General features: G+C 60.2%; 21 protein-coding genes. All 21 read left to right on the plus strand.

From position 1 onward, the window contains the following. Positions 1–127: 127 nt before the first annotated feature. Positions 128–1,867, plus strand: a complete 1,740-nt coding sequence (locus ACZRKZ_RS03195; protein WP_463980687.1) for a flagellin N-terminal helical domain-containing protein — start codon at positions 128–130, stop codon at positions 1,865–1,867. A gap of 73 nt (positions 1,868–1,940) precedes the next feature. After that, positions 1,941–2,294, plus strand: coding sequence for a flagellar protein FlaG (locus ACZRKZ_RS03200; RefSeq protein WP_463980688.1), 354 nt, complete (start codon positions 1,941–1,943; stop codon positions 2,292–2,294). A gap of 83 nt (positions 2,295–2,377) precedes the next feature. Then, positions 2,378–3,742: a flagellar filament capping protein FliD gene (fliD, locus tag ACZRKZ_RS03205; protein ID WP_463980689.1), complete on the plus strand. Its 1,365-nt coding sequence runs from the start codon at positions 2,378–2,380 to the stop codon at positions 3,740–3,742. A gap of 140 nt (positions 3,743–3,882) precedes the next feature. Further along, complete coding sequence (gene fliS / locus ACZRKZ_RS03210; protein ID WP_133099156.1) at positions 3,883–4,272, plus strand: flagellar export chaperone FliS; 390 nt, start codon at positions 3,883–3,885, stop codon at positions 4,270–4,272. A 25-nt stretch (positions 4,273–4,297) separates the two neighbouring features. Next, positions 4,298–4,594 (plus strand): flagellar protein FliT, encoded by a 297-nt coding sequence (gene fliT, locus ACZRKZ_RS03215; protein WP_463980690.1) that lies wholly within the window; start codon positions 4,298–4,300, stop codon positions 4,592–4,594. A 172-nt stretch (positions 4,595–4,766) separates the two neighbouring features. Continuing rightward, a complete protein-coding gene (locus ACZRKZ_RS03220) occupies positions 4,767–6,242 on the plus strand; it encodes a sigma 54-interacting transcriptional regulator (RefSeq protein ID WP_133099154.1) in 1,476 nt (491 codons plus the stop codon). A 110-nt stretch (positions 6,243–6,352) separates the two neighbouring features. Further along, on the plus strand, positions 6,353–7,558 hold the full coding sequence (locus ACZRKZ_RS03225; protein ID WP_463980691.1) for a sensor histidine kinase: 1,206 nt from the start codon (positions 6,353–6,355) through the stop codon (positions 7,556–7,558). Positions 7,559–7,563: 5 nt separating this feature from the next. After that, complete coding sequence (locus tag ACZRKZ_RS03230; RefSeq protein WP_463980692.1) at positions 7,564–8,952, plus strand: sigma-54-dependent transcriptional regulator; 1,389 nt, start codon at positions 7,564–7,566, stop codon at positions 8,950–8,952. A gap of 145 nt (positions 8,953–9,097) precedes the next feature. Further along, positions 9,098–9,427: a flagellar hook-basal body complex protein FliE gene (gene fliE, locus ACZRKZ_RS03235; RefSeq protein WP_133099151.1), complete on the plus strand. Its 330-nt coding sequence runs from the start codon at positions 9,098–9,100 to the stop codon at positions 9,425–9,427. A 14-nt stretch (positions 9,428–9,441) separates the two neighbouring features. Then, positions 9,442–11,220, plus strand: coding sequence for a flagellar basal-body MS-ring/collar protein FliF (fliF, locus tag ACZRKZ_RS03240; protein ID WP_463969615.1), 1,779 nt, complete (start codon positions 9,442–9,444; stop codon positions 11,218–11,220). After that, positions 11,213–12,232 (plus strand): flagellar motor switch protein FliG, encoded by a 1,020-nt coding sequence (gene fliG / locus ACZRKZ_RS03245; RefSeq protein ID WP_133099149.1) that lies wholly within the window; start codon positions 11,213–11,215, stop codon positions 12,230–12,232. Before fliF ends, fliG begins: the two co-directional genes overlap by 8 nt. Before the next feature lie 10 nt (positions 12,233–12,242). Beyond that, the gene (gene fliH / locus ACZRKZ_RS03250; RefSeq protein WP_463980693.1) at positions 12,243–13,019 is read left to right on the plus strand and encodes a flagellar assembly protein FliH; all 777 of its coding nucleotides are present in this window, start codon (positions 12,243–12,245) and stop codon (positions 13,017–13,019) included. Then, the gene (gene fliI, locus ACZRKZ_RS03255) at positions 13,009–14,367 is read left to right on the plus strand and encodes a flagellar protein export ATPase FliI (protein WP_463969618.1); all 1,359 of its coding nucleotides are present in this window, start codon (positions 13,009–13,011) and stop codon (positions 14,365–14,367) included. Before fliH ends, fliI begins: the two co-directional genes overlap by 11 nt. Before the next feature lie 3 nt (positions 14,368–14,370). Further along, the gene (gene fliJ, locus ACZRKZ_RS03260; protein ID WP_463980694.1) at positions 14,371–14,820 is read left to right on the plus strand and encodes a flagellar export protein FliJ; all 450 of its coding nucleotides are present in this window, start codon (positions 14,371–14,373) and stop codon (positions 14,818–14,820) included. A 110-nt stretch (positions 14,821–14,930) separates the two neighbouring features. Next, the gene (locus tag ACZRKZ_RS03265; protein ID WP_463969620.1) at positions 14,931–15,242 is read left to right on the plus strand and encodes an STAS domain-containing protein; all 312 of its coding nucleotides are present in this window, start codon (positions 14,931–14,933) and stop codon (positions 15,240–15,242) included. Then, the gene (locus tag ACZRKZ_RS03270; RefSeq protein WP_463980695.1) at positions 15,239–16,957 is read left to right on the plus strand and encodes an ATP-binding SpoIIE family protein phosphatase; all 1,719 of its coding nucleotides are present in this window, start codon (positions 15,239–15,241) and stop codon (positions 16,955–16,957) included. Before ACZRKZ_RS03265 ends, ACZRKZ_RS03270 begins: the two co-directional genes overlap by 4 nt. Before the next feature lie 31 nt (positions 16,958–16,988). Beyond that, positions 16,989–17,336, plus strand: a complete 348-nt coding sequence (locus ACZRKZ_RS03275) for an Hpt domain-containing protein (protein WP_463969622.1) — start codon at positions 16,989–16,991, stop codon at positions 17,334–17,336. Between the two features lie 95 nt (positions 17,337–17,431). Beyond that, complete coding sequence (locus ACZRKZ_RS03280; RefSeq protein WP_463980696.1) at positions 17,432–18,745, plus strand: flagellar hook-length control protein FliK; 1,314 nt, start codon at positions 17,432–17,434, stop codon at positions 18,743–18,745. Positions 18,746–18,895: 150 nt separating this feature from the next. After that, positions 18,896–19,405, plus strand: a complete 510-nt coding sequence (fliL, locus tag ACZRKZ_RS03285) for a flagellar basal body-associated protein FliL (RefSeq protein ID WP_463969624.1) — start codon at positions 18,896–18,898, stop codon at positions 19,403–19,405. Between the two features lie 9 nt (positions 19,406–19,414). Beyond that, positions 19,415–20,383, plus strand: coding sequence for a flagellar motor switch protein FliM (fliM, locus tag ACZRKZ_RS03290; protein ID WP_463980697.1), 969 nt, complete (start codon positions 19,415–19,417; stop codon positions 20,381–20,383). A 42-nt stretch (positions 20,384–20,425) separates the two neighbouring features. Continuing rightward, positions 20,426–20,893, plus strand: a complete 468-nt coding sequence (gene fliN, locus ACZRKZ_RS03295) for a flagellar motor switch protein FliN (protein ID WP_133099140.1) — start codon at positions 20,426–20,428, stop codon at positions 20,891–20,893. Position 20,894 lies beyond the last annotated feature (1 nt).

Genomic DNA, 20,894 nt, shown 5'->3' on the forward strand with positions numbered 1-20,894 from the left:
AAAAAATTTCAAAAAAAACCTCAAGCAACCTGCATTCACGACGATAACTATTACGAAGGTTCTCTAGGCCACACCCGGCGGTTGCCAGGGCCGGAAGCCGCAGTATCCAACTCACGAGGATTTCGTCATGGCAATGTCCGTAAACACCAACATCACTTCCCTGGGCGTCCAGAAGAACCTGAACAAAGCATCCGACGCTTTGAGCCAGTCGATGAACCGTCTGTCTTCCGGCCTGAAAATCAACAGCGCCAAAGACGACGCTGCCGGCATGCAGATCGCTAACCGTCTGAACAACCAGGTCAAAGGCCTGAACGTTGCCATCGCCAACGCCAACAACGGTGTTTCCATCGCCCAGACTGCTGAAGGCGCGATGCAAGAATCCACCAACACCTTGCAGCGTCTGCGTGAACTCGCCCTGCAAGCAGCCAACGGTGATAAAAGCGACGCTGACCGTGTTTCCCTGCAACAAGAATTCACCGCTAAAGTGGGTGAGCTGAACCGTATCGCCAGCACCACCACCTTCGGTGGTCGTAACCTGCTCGACGGTTCGTTCAGCAACGTAGCATTCCAGATCGGCGCCAACGCTAACGAAACTATCTCGTTCGGCATGACCGACATCAGCTCTACTGCCCTGAAAGGCAACTACAAAGAAGCTAGCGTTGACAGCACCGCGCTGAAAGGCCTGGCTGCTACTGCTACTGGCTCGGTACTCATTGATAAAGCCACTACGACAGGTACCGCTGCTGCCGGCGCCACTGTGGCTAGCGATAATTTCAAAATAAATGGCACAACAATCACCCTCGGTGTTGGCGACGGTTCTGACAAGGGTGCGGCTGCAGTTGAGGCTATCAACAAACAGACAGCTACTACCGGTGTTACTGCCAGTGCCGACGCTACTGGCATCCTGACACTGACATCCACCAAAGCTATCAAGCTTGAAGCTGGTGCTGTTGTAGCTTACAGCGCAGGCCCCCCTGAAGTCCTTGCCAGCACTGATGGCTTGGCCAGCCTCAAACTCACTCCTGCAGCTAACATTGCCACTACCAGCAATTTGACCGCTGCCGGTTCCATCTCTGTGAATGGTACTGAGGTAAAGTGGGCTAAAAACGCTCCCATGGCGGGCGTTCTCACTGCCCTGACTGCCGCTGCTGGCGGCACTGCCGCTGGTGCCTCGGCCACCTTCACTGAAGGTCGAGTCAAGTTGACCTCGGGTGACGGTGCAGACATCAAGCTGTCTAACACCACAAGCGGTTCTCTGTCGCTGTTGGGCCTGTCGGCTGGCACTACTCAAGCCAAGCTGACCGCTGACACCTCCATTGATGTGAATGGCGTTGAAGTCAAGTTCAAGAAAGGTGACACCGCTGACGCAATCGTTGCTTCGATCAACAGCGCCAGCACCGGTGTAAACGCCACCAAAAACGCTGATGGCACCCTGAATCTGTTTGCTGACAAAGACATCACCATCAAGGACGGCAGCGCCGGTACTGGTCTGGTCGCACTGGGTCTGAAAACCGTTTCCGATGCCGGCACCAAAACTGCCGTCACCATGGAAACCAGCGTTTCCGACCTGAACATCCTGTCCGCAGCTTCTTCCCAGCAAGCCATCCAGGCTCTGGACGACGCCATGCAGCAGATCGACAGCCAGCGTTCGCAGCTGGGTGCGGTGCAAAACCGTTTTGCCAGCACCGTGGCTAACCTGCAGAGCATTTCGCAGAACTCCACTGCCGCCAAAGGCCGTGTAGAAGACGCTGACTTCGCTTCCGAAGCCGCTGAACTGACCAAGCAACAAACCCTGCAACAGGCTTCCACCGCGATCCTGTCCCAGGCCAACCAACTGCCATCCGCTGTTCTGAAGCTGCTTCAGTAATATCGGCTAGCGGTTAAATAACGGAAGGGCGCGTATACGTGCCCTTTCGTTTTTTCAGTTTGGAGGTGATGAAATGGACATGAGCATCAAGCTGAACGCGACTTACCCGGCTGGCGCAACCCAGGCCAATCAGGCCAATAATGCCTCTACTGCTCAGGCCAAGCCTGCGGTTGAGACGGAGCCGGCCTCCGCCGAGGAGCCGCAGCGCATGGCACTGGAAAAGGCTGTAACCGATATTCGTGAGTTTGTGCAGGCAACCCAACGTAACCTGGACTTCTCCATCGATGACACCACCGGCAAAGTGGTCGTCAAAGTTATCGCCACCGACAGCGGTGAAGTGATTCGACAGATTCCATCGGAGACCGCGCTGAAGCTGGCGCAGAACCTGAGCGATGCCAGCAGCCTGCTGTTTGAAGCAAAGGCTTGAGTTGGCACGAAACATGTTTCTGATTGCTGCTTGGGCGTTAGTGCGCCAATAAAGCGGCAGCCGCAGGACAAGGAGAATAGCAAATGGCTAGTTCAACGATTTCCGGCCCAGGCTCGGGCTACGACACGCAAGCCATCGTCAAGGCGTTGGTGGGTGCTGAACAGGCGCCCAAGCTGGCCCAGATCACCGCTCAGCAAAAAGACACGACCGTCAAGCTGTCGGCTGTAGGCTCGGTGAAAACGGCGTTGGAAGCTTACCAGGCGGCGATCACCAAGTTGAACAACGTGGCCTCGTTCAACGGGCTGGCTGCTACTACCTCTGAAGAAAAAAACGTCAAGGTCACCCTGGGTGACGGCGCGTCCAGCGGTAAATACACCGTGAAGGTCACGGATCTGGCAACCTCTTCGAAAGTCACCAGCAAGATGATCGAGGGTGGTGCTTCGGGCAAGGCCAATGCCAGCGATGAAACCCAGACGCTGACCATTACCCAGTCGGGCAAAAGTTACGACGTGCTGGTTCCGGGTGGTGCGACGCTGCAGCAGCTGCGCGAATCCATCAATACCCAGCTTTCCGCCCAGGGCATCAGTGCCAACGTGCTGAGTGACGCCAATGGTGCGCGTCTGGTCATCGGCTCCAACACCAGTGGCGTAGGCACCGACATCACCCTTAGCGGTGACTCGGACCTGGCCACCGGTTATGACGCGGGTAAGCCGGCGCAGAACGCCAAGTACACCATCGACGACATCGCGATGGAGTCCACCAGCAACAAGGTGACATCCGCCATCAGTGGCGTGACCCTGGATTTGGTGGCAGCTGACAGCACCAAGTCGATCACCATCACCGTGGCCAGCAACACCGACACGCTGAAGACCTCGGTGCAGTCGTTCGTCACCGCTTACAACGCGCTGATGACCTCCATCAACACCCAGACCAAGGTCACCGCCACGGGCGATGCCTCCACCACCACGGCGGGCGCCTTGACCGGCGATGCGTCGATGCGTCAGCTGGTTGCCAGCCTGCGCAGTGAGCTGGTCAACGGTTCGGGTGCTGGCAGCATGACCAGTCTGGCCCAGATGGGCATCACCACTGACCAGAAAACCGGGCTGCTGAGCCTGGAAGACAAGGCGTGGGACAAGGCGGTGGTCAAGGGCGCCGGCGACATCGCCAAGCTGTTCACCGGCGACACCGGTCTGGTCACCCGCATGAACAAGGCGACCGCGAGTTATGTAGGCACCACCGGGACGCTGGCCACGCGGGCGACGGACCTCAACACCAAGTTGACCGACCTGACCACCCAGAAGGCCGACCTGGATCGGCGCATGGAGGCCTTGCAGAAGTCCCTGACCGCCAAGTACACGGCGATGGACACCATGATCGCGCAGATCAACGCCAGCAGCTCCAGCATCATGACCACCCTTAACTCGCTGAACAATCCGAAGTCGAGCTGATTTTTAGGGGCGTTCAACGCCCCGAAAAAGCATGTGCCGGTGGTCCGGGTCTTGAAGTCTGGATTAAAGTTTTTTGCGGTGCGGTCGAAAAACTGGTTAAGCAAACCTATTCGACTGTGGCCTGTAACTGAGGTAGCAACATGAACCCTATGAGAGCCCTTCGCCAATACCAGAAGGTCAATTCCCACGCTCAGGTCTCCGAAGCCAGCCCGCACCGTCTGGTGCAGATGCTGATGGAAGGTGGTCTCGATCGTATGGCTCAAGCCAAGGGCGCGTTGAGTCGTGGTGATATCGCACAAAAAGGGCTAATGCTGGGCAAGGCGATTGAAATCATCACCGGTCTGCGCGACGGCCTGGAGCCGGAAAAGGCTGAAGATCCGGCAGCGGTGCATCAGTTGGACGCCCTGTATGGCTACATGAGTAACCGCCTGGTGGAAGCCAATCGTGTGAATGATGCTGACTTGATCGACGAAGTCGCTCGTCTGCTGATTACCGTAAAAGAAGGCTGGGATGCCATCGCAACACAATAAGGCCTGAGGCCTTGAGGGACACGTCATGAGCCATGCACTGCAACGCATTGATGAAACCCGCGAAGCCTTGATCGGCGCGTTGGCAGAACGTAACTGGGACGCCATCGGCGAACTGGACCTGGGCTGCCGTAACGTGATTGACGATGTGCTCAGCGAGGCGCCGGTCGACGAGGATGCCCTGCGGGAAAAGCTGGAGAGCCTGTTGGTGGTTTACCAGCAGTTGCTTGAGGTGACGACCGGGGAGCGCCAGGCGATTTTCGAAGAGATGTCGCAGATCAATCGAGCGAAGAGTGCGTCAAAGGTTTACCATCTGTTCGGCTGATCTGGCTCAGTTAATCCGAACGGGCGCGTCATAAATTTGACTGTGCACATTTTTTTGACTTAACTAGTGCTATTTTCAGACGTCAGGTGGCCGTAGCGCAGAAAATGCCTACAGCTATCTAGATTGCCCCGAATCGAGGGCATTAGAGTTTTACTAGGGAAGTTGTTATTGCATGTGGCGTGAAACCAAAATTCTGCTGATCGATGACGATAGCGTTCGCCGCCGCGATCTGGCGGTGATCTTGAATTTTCTTGGCGAAGAAAATCTGCCCTGCGGCAGCCACGATTGGCAGCAGGCGGTCAGCTCTTTGTCGTCGAGCCGTGAAGTCATCTGTGTGCTGATCGGGACGGTAAACGCTCCTGGCGCAGTTCTGGGCTTGTTAAAGACACTCTCAACCTGGGATGAGTTCCTTCCAGTGTTGCTAATGGGCGATATTTCTTCTGTCGAGCTTCCGGAAGACCAGCGCCGCCGCGTCCTTTCCACCCTGGAAATGCCCCCCAGCTACAGCAAATTGCTCGACTCCCTGCACCGTGCCCAGGTCTATCGCGAGATGTACGACCAGGCCCGCGAGCGCGGACGTCACCGCGAACCCAACCTGTTCCGCAGTCTCGTCGGCACCAGCCGCGCCATCCAGCACGTGCGCCAGATGATGCAGCAAGTGGCTGATACCGATGCCAGCGTACTGATCCTCGGCGAGTCGGGCACTGGCAAGGAAGTGGTCGCGCGAAACCTGCATTACCATTCCAAGCGCCGCGACGGGCCTTTTGTGCCGGTCAACTGTGGGGCGATTCCTGCAGAGTTGCTGGAAAGCGAACTGTTCGGCCACGAAAAGGGCGCCTTTACCGGGGCGATCACCAGCCGTGCCGGGCGTTTTGAGCTGGCCAATGGTGGCACCCTGTTTCTTGACGAAATCGGCGACATGCCGCTGCCGATGCAGGTCAAGCTGTTGCGAGTCCTGCAAGAGCGCACCTTCGAGCGCGTGGGCAGCAACAAGACCCAGAGTGCCGACGTGCGCATCATCGCCGCGACCCACAAGAACCTCGAAAGCATGATCGAGGTCGGCAGCTTCCGCGAAGACCTGTACTACCGCCTCAACGTATTCCCCATCGAGATGGCACCCCTGCGTGAGCGCGTGGAAGACATCCCGTTGTTGATGAACGAGCTGATCTCGCGCATGGAGCACGAAAAGCGCGGCTCAATCCGTTTCAACTCGGCGGCGATCATGTCCCTGTGCCGTCACGGCTGGCCGGGCAACGTCCGCGAGTTGGCCAACCTGGTGGAGCGCATGGCGATCATGCACCCGTACGGGGTCATTGGCGTGGTCGAGTTGCCGAAGAAATTTCGCTACGTCGACGACGAAGACGAGCAACTGGTGGACAGCCTGCGCAGTGACCTGGAAGAACGGGTGGCCATCAACGGCCACACCCCGGACTTCGGCGCCACTGCCATGCTGCCGCCCGAAGGCCTGGACTTGAAGGACTACCTCGGCAGCCTGGAACAAGGGCTGATCCAGCAGGCTCTGGACGACGCCAATGGCATCGTTGCCCGTGCCGCCGAGCGTCTGCGCATCCGTCGTACCACCCTGGTGGAGAAGATGCGCAAGTACGGCATGAGCCGTCGTGAAGGTGATGAACAGGCGGATGATTGACGCCTGTTTTTCAACTCACTGATATATAGGTAGTTTTTTTTAGGCACGGGTATTGCTACAGCTCTCGCAACGTTCCGTTTAACTGACGGTCAGCCAAGCGAGAGAGCACGATGCCCCACGTCGCCCAACTATCTTCAGTCCCTGACACTCAGGGGCCTTCCGTAGAGCAGATCAGCCGGCTTGGGCTTGAGCAGGCGTTCTCGCTGTTCAGTCAGATGTCCAGTCAGTTGACCGATTCCTACAGCCTGCTGGAAGCCCGGGTTTCTGAGCTCAAAGGCGAGTTGGCGGTGGTCAGTGCCCAGCGCATGGCAGAGCTGGCCGAGAAAGAACGCTTGGCCAACCGTCTGCAAAACCTCCTCGACCTGTTGCCCGGTGGCGTTATCGTCATCGACGATCAGGGCCGCGTGCGCGAAGCCAACCCGGCGGCCTGCGACTTGCTGGGCTTGCCACTGGAAGGCGAGTTGTGGCGCCATGTCATTGCCCGCTGCTTTGCGCCACGCGAAGACGACGGTCACGAAATCTCCCTCAAGGACGGTCGTCGGCTGTCCATCGCCACCCGTTCCCTGGACGCCGAGCCCGGCCAATTGGTCTTGCTCAACGACCTGACTGAAACCCGTCACCTACAGGATCAACTGGCGCGCCATGAACGCCTGTCGTCCCTGGGGCGCATGGTCGCTTCTCTGGCGCATCAGATTCGTACCCCGCTGTCGGCCGCGCTGATCTACGCCAGTCATTTGACTGACGAGCAATTGCCGGCGGCCACTCATCAGCGTTTTGCCGGCCGGCTCAAGGAGCGTCTGCACGAGCTTGAGCACCAGGTGCGCGACATGCTGGTGTTTGCCCGCGGCGAGTTGCCGCTGACCGACCGCGTCACGCCGTCGGCGCTGATGCAGTCCCTGCAAGCCGCTGCGGCCACCCATATTCAAGACGTGTCGGTACGTTGGCAGTGCGACAGCCATCTGGGGGAGTTGCTGTGCAATCGCGACACGCTGGTGGGTGCGCTGCTCAACTTGATTGAAAACGCGACCCAGGCCAGCGGCCCCGGTGCGCAGCTCAAGGTGCACCTGTACACCCGCGCCGATACCCTGCGGCTGTGCATCAGCGACAGCGGCAGCGGGATCGAGCCGCTGGTGTTGCAGCGCCTGGGCGAACCCTTTTTTACCACTAAAACCAACGGGACCGGCCTGGGCCTGACCGTGGTCAAGGCAGTGGCGCGGGCACATCAGGGAGAATTGCAGTTGCGTTCCCGGTTGGGTCGCGGCACCTGTGCGCTGATGACGCTACCGCTGTTTTCAAGCGCGCCAAGCGCGGAGTAAAGGTAATGGCTATCAAGGTTTTATTGGTTGAAGACGATCGCGCCTTGCGTGAAGCATTGGCTGACACGCTGCTGTTGGCGGGCCATGACTACCGGGCGGTCGGTTCTGCCGAGGAGGCCTTGGAGGCTGTAGAGCACGAATCCTTTAGCCTGGTGGTTAGTGACGTCAACATGCCGGGCATGGATGGCCACCAGCTGCTCGGCCTGTTGCGCGCCCGCCAGCCGCAATTGCCGGTGCTGCTGATGACCGCCCACGGCGCCGTCGAGCGCGCTGTGGAGGCCATGCGTCAGGGCGCGGCGGACTATCTGGTAAAACCCTTCGAGCCCAAGGCCTTGATCGAACTGGTCGCCCGTCACGCCCTTGGCACTCTCGGTGCCGCCGATGGCGAAGGCCCGATTGCCTTTGAACCGGCCAGTGCTCAATTGCTGGAGCTGGCGGCCCGTGTGGCACGCAGTGATTCCACGGTGCTGATCTCTGGCGAGTCCGGCACTGGCAAAGAAGTGCTGGCGCGTTATATCCACCAGCAATCCCACCGCGCCAGCCAGCCGTTTATCGCCATCAACTGCGCGGCGATCCCCGACAACATGCTCGAAGCCACCTTGTTCGGCCATGAAAAAGGTTCCTTCACCGGTGCTATCGCTGCGCAAGCCGGCAAGTTTGAACAGGCCGACGGCGGCACCATCCTGCTCGATGAAATTTCGGAAATGCCCCTGGGCCTGCAAGCCAAGTTGCTGCGGGTGCTGCAGGAACGCGAAGTGGAGAGGGTCGGCGCACGCAAGCCGATTCAGCTGGATATCCGCGTGGTCGCCACCACCAACCGTGACCTGGCGGGTGAAGTGGCGGCGGGGCGCTTCCGTGAAGACTTGTTCTACCGGCTCTCGGTGTTCCCTCTGGCCTGGCGCCCTTTGCGTGAGCGCCCGGCGGATATCATCCCGCTGGCCGAGCGCCTGCTGAGCAAGTACGTCAATAAAATGAAGCATGCCCAGGCGCGGTTATCGGCCGACGCCCAGGCGTGCCTGATCAGCTATCCGTGGCCAGGCAATGTGCGCGAGCTGGACAATGCGATCCAGCGTGCGTTGATTTTGCAGCAGGGTGGCTTGATCCAGCCTCAGGACTTTTGCCTGGTGTTGGGTAACAGCAGCAGCGGCGCTGCGCCGCTACCCAGCCTGGCTGCCCCGCAGGTTGAAGCCGCTCCCGCCGAAGCGGCTGGCGCATTGGGCGACGACCTGCGCCGCCGCGAATTCCAGATGATCATCGACACCCTGCGCTCCGAGCGCGGCCGTCGCAAAGAGGCTGCCGAGCGGCTGGGCATCAGCCCGCGGACCTTGCGCTACAAGCTGGCGCAAATGCGCGATGCCGGGATGGACGTGGAAGCCTACCTTTTCGCCACCTGAAAATTTCCCACGTGAAAACCTTAGGGGTGACAGGATCAGTCGCCTTTTCTTACAAGCAGCCACGGAGCTGGCACCCTTGTTGCTACCACCCTATTAACCGCAGACGTAGTGTCAAAAAATTGCGGGTCGTCGGAGAGAGAAGTTCATGAGCCAAGGTGTTGAGTTCAATCGGTTGATGTTGGATATGCGCTCCATGCAAATGGATGCCATGGCTAGCTCGAAATCCGTCACGCAAGTGCCGGAATTGGGCAAGAGCAACTTTGCCGACATGCTTGGTCAAGCCATCAACAAGGTCAGCGATACCCAGCAGGCTTCCAGCCAATTGGCGACTGCCTTCGAGATCGGCAAGAGCGGCGTGGACCTGACCGACGTGATGATCGCCTCGCAAAAGGCCAGCGTTTCCTTCCAGGCCTTGACCCAGGTGCGCAACAAGCTGGTTCAGGCCTATCAAGACATCATGCAGATGCCGGTTTAAGGACGATTTGAGTCATGGCAGAAGCAGTCGTGGATAACGCACCCGCTAAGACAGATGGCAAACCGCCGCTGTTTGGCCTGTCGTTCCTGGAAAACCTTTCCGAGATGACCATGTTGCGTCAGGTAGGCCTGATGGTCGGCCTGGCTGCCAGCGTGGCGATTGGTTTTGCCGTGGTGCTGTGGTCCCAGCAACCCGATTACCGGCCGCTCTACGGCAGCCTGGCGGGTATGGACGCCAAGCAGATCATGGAAACCCTGGCCACCGCCGACATCGCCTACACCGTCGAGCCCAATTCCGGCGCGTTGCTGGTAAAGGCCGATGACGTATCCCGTGCGCGGATGAAACTGGCGGCAGCCGGTGTCACCCCCACCGACGGCAATATCGGTTTTGAAATCCTCGACAAGGACCAGGGCCTGGGTACCAGCCAGTTTATGGAAGCCACCCGCTACCGTCGTGGCCTGGAAGGCGAACTGGCACGCACTATCTCCAGCCTGAATAACGTCAAGGGTGCCCGCGTGCACCTGGCGATTCCGAAAAGCTCGGTGTTTGTGCGCGATGAACGCAAACCCAGCGCCTCGGTCTTGGTTGAGCTGTTTTCCGGCCGCTCCCTTGAGCCTGGCCAGGTCCTGGCGATCATCAACCTGGTGGCCACCAGCGTTCCCGAGTTGAGCAAGTCGCAAATCACCGTGGTCGACCAGAAGGGCAACCTGCTCTCCGACCAGGCGGAAAACTCCGCACTGACCATGGCCGGCAAGCAGTTCGACTACAGCCGTCGTATGGAAAGCATGCTGACCCAGCGGGTGCATAACATCCTGCAACCGGTACTGGGCAATGATCGCTACAAGGCTGAAGTGTCTGCCGACGTGGACTTCAGCGCGATCGAGTCGACGTCCGAGCAGTTCAATCCGGACCAGCCGGCGCTGCGCAGTGAGCAATCGACCAGCGAACAACGCACCGCCAGCAGTGGCCCGCAAGGCGTGCCCGGCGCCCTGAGCAATCAGCCGCCAGCCCCGGCTTCGGCCCCGCAAACCACAGGTGGTGCTGCGGCTACCGCTGCCGCGATCCAGCCCGGCCAGCCGCTGCTCGACGCCAACGGCCAGCAGATTATGGACCCAGCCACCGGCCAGCCGATGCTTGCGCCGTACCCTGCGGACAAACGTCAACAGTCCACCAAGAACTTCGAGCTGGACCGTTCCATCAGCCACACCAAGCAGCAACAAGGCCGCTTGAATCGCCTGTCGGTGTCGGTGGTGGTGGATGATCAGGTCAAGATCAACGCCGCCAACGGCGAAACCAGCCGCGCACCGTGGAGCGCCGACGAATTGGCGCGCTTCACCCGCCTGGTGCAGGACGCCGTGGGCTTTGATGCCAGCCGTGGCGACAGCGTCAGCGTGATCAACATGCCGTTCTCCCTGGAGCGCGGTGAGGTGATCGCTGAGACCCCGTTCTACTCGATGCCATGGTTCTGGGATATCGTCAAACAAGTGCTGGGTGTGCTGTTCATCCTGGTGCTGGTGTTCGGCGTGCTGCGCCCGGTGCTTAACAACATCACCGGCCACGGCAAGAAGCAACTGGCACCCTTTGGCGGCAGCGATGTCGAGTTGGGTGGCATGGGCGGCCTGGATGGCGAACTGGCCAACGACCGTGTCAGCCTCGGCGGCCCACAAAGCATCTTGCTGCCTAGCCCGAGCGAAGGCTATGACGCACAGTTGAACGCAATCAAGAGTTTGGTGGCAGAAGATCCGGGTCGTGTGGCCCAGGTCGTGAAAGAGTGGATCAACGCAGATGAGTGATAGTCGAGCTGCTGTAGCCAAACTCTCCAAGGTCGACAAAGCCGCCGTGCTGCTGCTGTCCCTGGGGGAAACCGACGCCGCCCAAGTGCTGCGCCACATGGGCCCCAAAGAGGTTCAGCGTGTTGGTGTGGCCATGGCGCAAATGCGCAATGTGCACCGCGAGCAGGTCGAACAGGTGATGAGCGAGTTCGTCGAGATCGTCGGCGACCAGACCAGCCTGGGCGTCGGTTCCGACAGCTACATTCGCAAGATGCTCACCTCCGCCCTCGGCGAGGACAAGGCCAACGGCCTGATCGACCGCATCCTGCTGGGCGGCAACACCAGCGGCCTCGACAGCCTGAAATGGATGGAACCCCGTGCCGTGGCGGACGTGATCCGCTACGAACACCCGCAGATCCAGGCCATTGTCGTGGCGTACCTGGACCCGGACCAGGCTGGCGAAGTGCTTGGTCATTTCGACCACAAGGTGCGCCTGGACATCATCCTGCGGGTCTCGTCGTTGAACACTGTGCAACCGGCGGCCTTGAAAGAACTGAACACCATTCTTGAGAAGCAATTCTCGGGCAACTCCAACGCCTCGCGCACCACCCTGGGTGGCATCAAGCGTGCGGCGGACATCATGAACTTCCTCGACAGCTCCATCGAGGGCCAGTTGATGGACTCGATCCGTGAGATCGACGACACCCTGTCCGTGCAGATCGAAGACCTTATGTTCGTCTTCAACAACCTGTCGGATGTCGACGACCGTGGCATCCAGGCGCTGCTGCGCGAAGTCTCCTCCGATGTGCTGGTACTTGCCCTTAAAGGCTCGGATGAGGGCGTCAAGGAAAAGATCTTCAAGAACATGTCCAAGCGGGCATCCGAACTGTTGCGCGACGACCTGGAGGCCAAGGGCCCGGTACGCGTCAGCGATGTGGAAACCGCGCAGAAGGAAATCCTCACCATTGCCCGCCGTATGGCCGAAGCCGGAGAAATCGTTCTCGGCGGGAAGGGCGGCGAAGAAATGATTTAAGGCGCCGCACATGTCGAACAAAGATGAGACGCCCAGCGATTTGATTCGCGCCCGTGACGTCGGCGGGTTCGACGTCTGGTCGCTGCCCAGCTTCGACCCGCACCGGCCCGAGCCCGAGCCGGAACCTGTTGAAGAAACCCCGGTGGAAATGGAAGAAGTGCCCCTGGACGAAGTCCAGCCACTGACTCTGGAAGAGCTGGAAAGCATCCGTCAGGAGGCTTACAACGAAGGCTTTGCCACCGGCGAGAAAGAAGGCTTCCATAGCGCCACTCTCAAGGTCCGCCAGGAAGCTGACGCGGCCCTGAGCGCCAAGCTGGTCAGTCTGGAGCGGTTGATGGGCAACTTGTTTGCACCCATCGCCGACCAGGATTCGCAGATCGAAAAGGCCATGGTCGGCCTGGTGGAACACATCACTCGCCAGGTGATCCAGCGCGAGCTGAAGATGGACTCGACCCAGATCGAAAGCGTCATGCGCGAAGCCCTCAAGCTGCTGCCGTTGGGCGTGGGCAATGTGCGCCTGTACATCAACCCCCAGGATTTCGAGCAGGTCAAAGGCCTGCGCGAACGCCATGAGGAAACCTGGCGTATCGTTGAAGATGCCGCGCTGCAGCCGGGCGGTTGCCGGGTCGAGACCGAACACAGTCGTATCGATGCTACCGTCGAGACGCGCATCAGCCAGATCATGGCCAAACTTTTTGACCAGTTGCACGAGCAGGCACTGCACCCGGCAGCAGCTGATCTGCATCTTGAATTAAGCGACGACCTGGACGCTCCTGATGCGCCTTGATCGCACCAGCTTCGCCAAGCGCCTGGGCGGCTATGCCGAAGTCGCCGAATTGCCGGGCCAGCCAATCCTCGAAGGTCGGCTGCTGCGCATGGTCGGCCTGACCCTGGAAGCCGAAGGCCTGCGCGCTGCCATGGGCAGCCGCTGCATGGTGATCAACGACGACAGCTATCACCCGGTGCAGGTCGAAGCGGAAGTGATGGGCTTCTCCGGCAACAAGATTTTCCTGATGCCCGTTGGCAGTCTCGCCGGTATCGCTCCCGGTGCGCGGGTCGTGCCATTGGCCGACACCGGCCGCTTGCCCATGGGCATGAGCATGCTTGGCCGGGTACTCGACGGCGCCGGGCGCGCCCTAGACGGCAAGGGCGGGATGAAAGCCGAAGACTGGGTGCCGATGGACGGCCCCACCATCAACCCCCTCAAGCGCAACCCCATCAGCCAGCCGCTGGACGTGGGCATTCGCTGCATCAACGGTTTATTGACGGTGGGCCGCGGCCAGCGCCTGGGCCTGTTCGCCGGTACCGGCGTGGGCAAGAGTGTGCTGCTGGGCATGATGACTCGCTTTACCGAGGCGGACATTATCGTGGTCGGGCTGATCGGCGAGCGGGGCCGCGAGGTCAAGGAATTCATCGAACACATTCTCGGCGAGGAAGGCCTCAAGCGCTCCGTGGTGGTTGCTTCGCCGGCGGATGATGCGCCGCTGATGCGCTTGCGCGCAGCGATGTACTGCACGCGTATTGCCGAATATTTTCGCGACAAGGGCAAGAATGTCCTGTTACTGATGGACTCCCTCACGCGTTTCGCCCAGGCCCAGCGGGAAATCGCCCTGGCCATCGGCGAACCGCCGGCCACCAAGGGTTATCCGCCGTCGGTATTCGCCAAGCTGCCCAAGCTGGTGGAGCGCGCCGGTAATGCCGAGGCCGGTGGTGGTTCGATCACGGCGTTCTACACGGTGCTGTCCGAAGGCGATGACCAGCAGGACCCAATAGCCGACTCGGCCCGGGGCGTGCTCGACGGCCACATCGTGTTGTCCCGGCGCTTGGCCGAGGAAGGACACTACCCGGCTATCGACATCGAAGCGTCCATCAGTCGGGTGATGCCGTCGGTGGTCAGCCCTGAACACATGGCCCGCGCCCAGCAGTTCAAGCAATTGTGGTCGCGCTATCAGCAGAGTCGCGACCTGATCAGCGTTGGCGCCTACGTGCCCGGCGGTGATCGTGAGACTGACCTGGCGATTGCCCTGCAACCGCAGTTGGTCACCTACCTGCGCCAGGGCCTCAACGACAACATCAGCATGGCCGAGAGCGAAGGGCACCTGGCGTCGGTGTTCGCACCTGCGCCCGGCGGTTAAGCCGTGGCCACAAGTCGCGCAGCCCGCCTGGCGCCAGTGGTGGAGATGGCCGAAAGCGCCGAACGCACCGCCGTCCAACGGTTGGGGCATTTCCAGGGCCAGGTGCGCCTGGCGGAAAGCAAGCTGGGCGACCTGGAGCGCTTTCGCGGCGAATACCAGCAGCAATGGATCGACCGCGGCAGCCACGGCGTTTCCGGGCAGTGGCTGATGAATTACCAGCACTTCCTCAACCAGCTGGAGACGGCTGTCGGCCAGCAGCGCCAAAGCCTGGCCTGGCACCAGAACAACCTCGACAAGGCCCGCGAAGGCTGGCAACAGGCCTATGCCCGGGTCGAAGGCCTGCGCAAGCTGGTGCGGCGCTACATCGAAGAAGCCCGCACCCTGGAAGACAAGCGCGAGCAGAAGTTGCTGGATGAATTGTCCCAGCGCTTGCCGCGCCAAGACCAATACTGATAGCAGCTGTTCCTGCATCTTTTTCAGTGTGTTGCCATAGGCGCAGTTGCCCACCCCCTCTTCACCTGCTAAACCTTGTTGCACATTGCCAATGACAAGGAAGCAGTTGTATGTCAGTTGCTACAGAAGTATCCGCAGACGGGCAAAAGGTGACGATTTCGATCAAGGGGCGATTCGATTTCGGCAAACATCAAGAGTTTCGCGATTCCTACGAACGCCTCGTCAAGAAGCCCGAGACTTACGTCGTGGACTTGAAGGAAGCCACCTACCTCGACAGCTCTGCGCTGGGCATGCTTCTGCTGCTGCGCGACTACGCCGATGGCCAGGGCCGGGAGCCTGACGTGCGTGTAATCAATAGCAGCTCCGACGTACGTAAAATTCTCGCCATCTCCAACTTCGACAAACTGTTCGACATCAGTTGAGCACCTTGGCCCCGGTGCTCGAAGCCCTGACCGTCCTGATCGCCGAAGACAGCGCCGCCGATCGTCTGTTGCTGTCGACCATCGTCCGCCGCCAGGGCCATTTGGTGCTGACTGCCAGCAATGGTCAGGAAGCCGTGGAGGTGTTCGCTCGCGAGCGCCCGCAATTAGTATTGATGGACGCGCTGATGCCGGTGATGGACGGCTTTGAGGCTGCCCGGCAGATCAAGCACCTGGCGGGGGAGGCGCTGGTGCCGATTATCTTCCTCACCTCCCTGCGCGAGAACGAAGCCCTGGCCCGGTGCCTGGACGCCGGTGGTGACGACTTCCTGGCCAAGCCTTACAGCCAAGTGATCCTGGCGGCGAAGATCAACGCCATGGATCGTCTGCGCCGCTTGCAGGCCACGGTGTTGCAGCAGCGCGACCTGATCGCCCGGCACAACGACTACCTGCTCCATGAGCAGCGGGCGGCCAAGGCAGTGTTCGACAAGGTTGCCCATTCCGGCTGCCTCAATGCAGCGTCGAATATTCGTTATCTGCAATCACCCTATGCCTTGTTCAACGGTGACCTGTTGCTGGCGGCCTATACGCCCTCTGGCGATATGCACGTTTTGCTGGGCGACTTTACCGGCCATGGCCTTCCTGCAGCTATCGGCGCGATGCCGCTCGCAGAAGTGTTCTACGGCATGACCGCCAAGGGCTACGGCCTGGCGCAAACCCTGCGGGAAATGAACGCCAAGCTCAAACGTATCCTGCCGGTGGATATGTTCTGCTGCGCGACGTTGTTGTGCCTGAGCGCCCAGCGCCGGATGGTGGAAGTATGGAACGGCGGCATGCCCGACGGCTATGTGCATGAGGTCGCCAGCGGCCGGCGCACGCCGCTGGTGTCGCGGCATTTACCCTTGGGGGTGTTGGCGGCCGAGTCCTTTAGTGATCGCACCGACGTCTGGCCGATGGCGTTGGGCGACCGGGTCTTCTTGTTGTCCGATGGTGTGCTCGATACCGCGGACGCCAATGAACAGTTGTTTGGTGCCGGGCGGTTACTGCAGGTGTTTGCTGCCAATCGCCAGCCTGAACAGCTGTTCGAAGAAATCGAACGGGCGCTCGCCGGCTTTCGCGGCCAGGTGCGGGACGACATCAGCATGGTGGAAGTCAGCCTGCTGCCCGACCAGCCTCTGCGGTCGCCGGCCATGGTCTACTCCGACAGCGGTCAGTCGTGCCCGCTGGATTGGTCGGTGAGCTTCGAGTTTCGCGCCGAGACCCTCAAGCGTTACAACCCGTTGCCGTACTTGCTGCAGTTGTTGCTGGAAATCCACGGCTTGCGGGGGCAGAGCGGGGCGCTGTACAGCGTAATGGCCGAGCTGTATTCCAACGCTCTGGAGCACGGCGTGCTGGGCCTGGACTCGCGCCTCAAGCGTGACGCCCAGGGTTTCGCCAACTATTACCGCCAGCGCAATGAGCGCCTGGGACAGTTGGACAGCGGCTTTGTGCGAGTGCATGTCAACGTGGTGCCGACGCCGGTGGGTGGTTGCCTGACCCTGCGTATCGACGACAGTGGGCCAGGCTTTGACGTGGAGCAGGTGCTGGCGCGGCCGCTGGACGTCGACCGTCTGTCCGGACGCGGCCTGAGCCTGGTCCGCCAGCTCAGTAGCGATGTACGCTGGTCGGACGGTGGGCGCAGTGTCTGCGTAGAGTTTTCCTGGGAGGCTCTGGCATAATCGCGCCGATTCTTGATCAAGGAGCGAACAAGTGGCAGAGATTCATTTGGACCCTGATGTGTTGATGGGCTTGCAGGACGTAATGGAAGGCGAGTATCCGAAACTGCTGGATACGTTTCTGGATGACTCGCAAAAACGCGTGCAAGCGCTGCGTGATGCTCGCAATGATGCCAACACCTTGGGCAAGATTGCCCATAGTTTCAAGGGCAGCAGTGGCAACCTCGGGGCTTTGCGCCTGGCGGAACTGTGTCGGCGATTGGAAGACGAATCGGCGAAGCAGGCGCAGGTTGGCCTGGGGGCGCTGGTGGACGAGATTGATCATGAGTTTGCCTTTATACGGCCGTTGTATGAGCACGAGCGCCAGCGCTTCCAGCTTTGATCCCCGCGAGAGTCGAAGCCTTCCATAAACCTGGCCCGACTCTTGCTCTACCTCTTCTTACTGCGCCCTCGACCCTGTGCAGTGGAGACTCACTTATGCCTCTCGCCCCGAACTCGCTCCTTCAGGCTGCCCCTGCGGTCAAGCCTAAAGCTTCCTCCGCCAATGCTCCGGCAGTGGTCGCGGACCCGCGTGCCAAGGGGCCGGGCTTCGCTCAGGTGTACGCCAAGGAGTCGCAGGTGATGCCGACCAAGTCCACGGACATGGCGCCCAAACCAAGCCGCGACAAGCCTGCCGACACCAGCGCCAAGAAAGATTCCAGTAATGACAAGCCTGCCGCTGGCACTCCAGCGGTTGCCGATAGCGGCAAGAACTTGCCTGGCTCGCCGAGCAAGACCGACGCAGCGGCCAGCACTGATGACGATACGACCAAGGACCCTGCGCTGGTTCAGCAGCCACCGGTCGACCCGGTTGTTGACCCGGCGCTGACGGCCGCAGTCACGCCAGTGCCGCTTCCCGCTCCAGTACCTGTGGACGACGCTGCCACGCCGGTTGCCGTTGTTGCGCTGCCGGTTGCCACTGAAGAGGTCAAGTCGGCCTTCGATCCAGAAGCGGATCCACTGGATGCATTGCCGGCCGTACGCCTGGCGATGGAGCAGGGTGGGCACGTCTCGGCCAGCAGCCAGGCCTCACAAAAAACCGCTCCAACCCAGGCTGAGCCCACCGCCGCACAAAGTTTCGCCAACGGCCTGGCGGCCATGGTGGATCAACAGGCGGCCAAGGACAGCACTGACCAGGGCGGTGACAAGGCTTTCAGTGGCTTGATCGAAGACGGCCTCAAAGACCTTAAGAACGCCAGCAGTGACACCCGTGTCGACGACTTCGCCAATCGCCTGGCGGCATTGACCCAGGCAGCGACGCCGAAAACCGCCAATGCCTTGCCCCTCAACAATCAGCCGTTGGCTATGCACCAGGGCGGCTGGACCGAGGAAGTGGTGAACCGGGTCATGTACCTGTCCAGCGCCAACCTCAAGTCGGCAGAAATTCAGCTGCAACCAGCGGAACTGGGTCGCCTGGATATTCGCGTGAACATCACGGCGGACCAGCAGGCCCAGGTCAACTTCATGAGCAGTCATGCGGTGGTGCGTGAAGCCCTGGAAAGCCAGTCGGGGCGGCTGCGGGAAATGTTCGCCCAACAGGGTATGGGCCAAGTGGACGTCAATGTTTCCGACCAGTCTCGCGGTTGGCAGGGACAGGGTCAGGAGCAACAGCAGAACCAGAGCCGTGGCGTCAGTGGCAGCGGCGAGCGCGGTGATGGGCGTGAGGGGGGCGGGGCTGGTGACGTGGCCGAAGTCGCCGCGCCGGCTGTCCGTACAGTGATCGGCTCCAGTGCCGTGGATTACTACGCCTGATCTGGCTGGAAAAGCTTCCTCTGTGGCGAGCCCGCTCGCCACAATAAGCCCGTACCCACACTCTTCAGTTTGATCAGACAACTCTGGCATAACACTTGCTCTTGCCTTGCCGTAGATCTGTGAAAACCCGAATAGTGACGGATTATTGGCATGGCGAAGACTGACGACGCAGCAACAGCAGCACCCGCACCGGCAGGCAAGGGCAAGCTCAAGCTTATCCTGCTGATTGTCCTGGCCTTGTTCCTGGCGATCGGCTTGTCGGTGGGCGCGACCTGGTACTTCATGCACAGCGCCCAGAGCAAACCGGCGCCTGTCGTCGAGGCCAACAGCAACGTCAAGCAACCGGCAATCTTCGAGCAGATGCTCCCGGCCTTTGTCGCCAACTTCAACCAGAACGGCCGTCAACGCTACTTGCAGGTGAGCATTACCCTGCTGGCGCGTAACCAGGCGGACCTGGATGCCCTCAAAGTGCACATGCCGGTTATCCGTAATAACCTGGTGATGCTGTTCTCCGCACAGAGCTTCGACAGCCTGACCACTCCGGTGGGCCAGGAGATGTTGCGCCAGAAAGCGACTGCCAGCGTGCAGGAAGTGGCTCAGAAGGAAATCGGCAAAGTCGTGGTCGAGCAGTTGCTCTTCACTAATTTCGTATTGCAGTAGGATCACGACATGGCCGTGCAGGACCTGCTGTCCCAGGATGAAATCGATGCGTTGCTCCACGGCGTCGACGACGGTCTGGTACAGACCGAAATGGTTGCCGAACCCGGCAGCGTCAAAAGCTACGACCTGACCAGCCAGGATCGCATCGTCCGTGGACGCATGCCGACCCTGGAAATGATCAACGAACGTTTCGCCCGTTACACTCGTATCAGCATGTTCAACATGTTGCGCCGCTCGGCGGACGTGGCGGTGGGCGGCGTGCAGGTGATGAAGTTCGGCGAATACGTGCACTCGCTGTACGTGCCCACCAGCCTCAACCTGGTGAAGATCAAGCCGTTGCGCGGTACCGCGCTGTTTATCCTCGACGCCAAGCTGGTATTCAAGCTGGTGGATAACTTCTTCGGTGGCGACGGCCGTCACGCCAAGATCGAAGGCCGCGAATTCACCCCCACCGAATTGCGGGTGGTGCGCATGGTGCTGGAGCAGGCTTTCATCGATTTGAAAGAAGCCTGGCAGGCGATCATGGAAGTCAATTTCGAGTACATCAACTCGGAAGTGAACCCGGCCATGGCCAACATCGTCGGCCCCAGCGAAGCCATTGTGGTTTCCACCTTCCACATCGAACTCGATGGCGGTGGCGGCGACCTGCACGTGACCATGCCGTACTCGATGATCGAGCCGGTACGGGAAATGCTCGACGCCGGTTTCCAGTCCGACCTGGACGACCAGGACGAACGCTGGGTCAAGGCCCTGCGCGAAGACCTGCTGGACGTCGACGTGCCGTTAAGCGCTACGGTAGCCCGACGTCAGTTGCGCCTGCGGGACATTTTGCACATGCAGCCGGGGGATGTGATTCCCGTCGAGCTGCCGGAAGAATTGATCATGCGCGCCAATGGCGTGCCGTCGTTCAAGGTCAAGCTCGGTTCCCACAAGGGCAACCTGGCGTTGCAAGTGATCGAACCGATCAACCGTCGCTGATCCACCCTAATTTATGAATGTTTGCTTCGCCGAGGACATGTAATGGCTACCGAACACGAGAACACTTCCGCCGAAGACCAGGCCCTGGCTGACGAATGGGCAGCGGCCCTGGAAGAAACCGGTGATGTCGGCCAGGACGATATCGACGCGCTGCTGGCCGCCGATGCCGCCACCGCACCGGCGGGCAATCGCCTGCCCCTGGAAGAGTTCGGCAGCGTGCCGAAGAACCACGAGCCGGTGACCCTGGACGGTCCGAACCTGGACGTGATCCTCGATATCCCGGTGTCGATTTCCATGGAAGTGGGCAGCACCGAAATCAACATCCGCAACCTGCTGCAACTCAACCAGGGTTCGGTGATCGAACTCGACCGCCTGGCCGGCGAGCCGCTGGATGTGCTGGTCAACGGCACGCTGATCGCCCATGGCGAAGTGGTGGTGGTCAACGAAAAGTTCGGCATCCGCCTGACGGACGTGATCAGCCCAAGCGAACGCATCAAGAAGTTGCGCTGAC

This window comes from Pseudomonas sp. c313 (genome assembly GCF_055407145.1).

Bases quoted from the DNA above. Each gene is read 5' to 3' on its own strand.
- ACZRKZ_RS03195 (WP_463980687.1), top strand. From the start codon at position 128: ATGGCAATGTCCGTAAACACCAACATCACTTCCCTGGGCGTCCAGAAG.
- ACZRKZ_RS03200 (WP_463980688.1), top strand. From the start codon at position 1,941: ATGGACATGAGCATCAAGCTGAACGCGACTTACCCGGCTGGCGCAACC.
- fliD (WP_463980689.1), top strand. From the start codon at position 2,378: ATGGCTAGTTCAACGATTTCCGGCCCAGGCTCGGGCTACGACACGCAA.
- fliS (WP_133099156.1), top strand. From the start codon at position 3,883: ATGAACCCTATGAGAGCCCTTCGCCAATACCAGAAGGTCAATTCCCAC.
- fliT (WP_463980690.1), top strand. From the start codon at position 4,298: ATGAGCCATGCACTGCAACGCATTGATGAAACCCGCGAAGCCTTGATC.
- ACZRKZ_RS03220 (WP_133099154.1), top strand. From the start codon at position 4,767: ATGTGGCGTGAAACCAAAATTCTGCTGATCGATGACGATAGCGTTCGC.
- ACZRKZ_RS03225 (WP_463980691.1), top strand. From the start codon at position 6,353: ATGCCCCACGTCGCCCAACTATCTTCAGTCCCTGACACTCAGGGGCCT.
- ACZRKZ_RS03230 (WP_463980692.1), top strand. From the start codon at position 7,564: ATGGCTATCAAGGTTTTATTGGTTGAAGACGATCGCGCCTTGCGTGAA.
- fliE (WP_133099151.1), top strand. From the start codon at position 9,098: ATGAGCCAAGGTGTTGAGTTCAATCGGTTGATGTTGGATATGCGCTCC.
- fliF (WP_463969615.1), top strand. From the start codon at position 9,442: ATGGCAGAAGCAGTCGTGGATAACGCACCCGCTAAGACAGATGGCAAA.
- fliG (WP_133099149.1), top strand. From the start codon at position 11,213: ATGAGTGATAGTCGAGCTGCTGTAGCCAAACTCTCCAAGGTCGACAAA.
- fliH (WP_463980693.1), top strand. From the start codon at position 12,243: ATGTCGAACAAAGATGAGACGCCCAGCGATTTGATTCGCGCCCGTGAC.
- fliI (WP_463969618.1), top strand. From the start codon at position 13,009: ATGCGCCTTGATCGCACCAGCTTCGCCAAGCGCCTGGGCGGCTATGCC.
- ACZRKZ_RS03265 (WP_463969620.1), top strand. From the start codon at position 14,931: ATGTCAGTTGCTACAGAAGTATCCGCAGACGGGCAAAAGGTGACGATT.
- ACZRKZ_RS03280 (WP_463980696.1), top strand. From the start codon at position 17,432: ATGCCTCTCGCCCCGAACTCGCTCCTTCAGGCTGCCCCTGCGGTCAAG.
- fliL (WP_463969624.1), top strand. From the start codon at position 18,896: ATGGCGAAGACTGACGACGCAGCAACAGCAGCACCCGCACCGGCAGGC.
- fliM (WP_463980697.1), top strand. From the start codon at position 19,415: ATGGCCGTGCAGGACCTGCTGTCCCAGGATGAAATCGATGCGTTGCTC.
- fliN (WP_133099140.1), top strand. From the start codon at position 20,426: ATGGCTACCGAACACGAGAACACTTCCGCCGAAGACCAGGCCCTGGCT.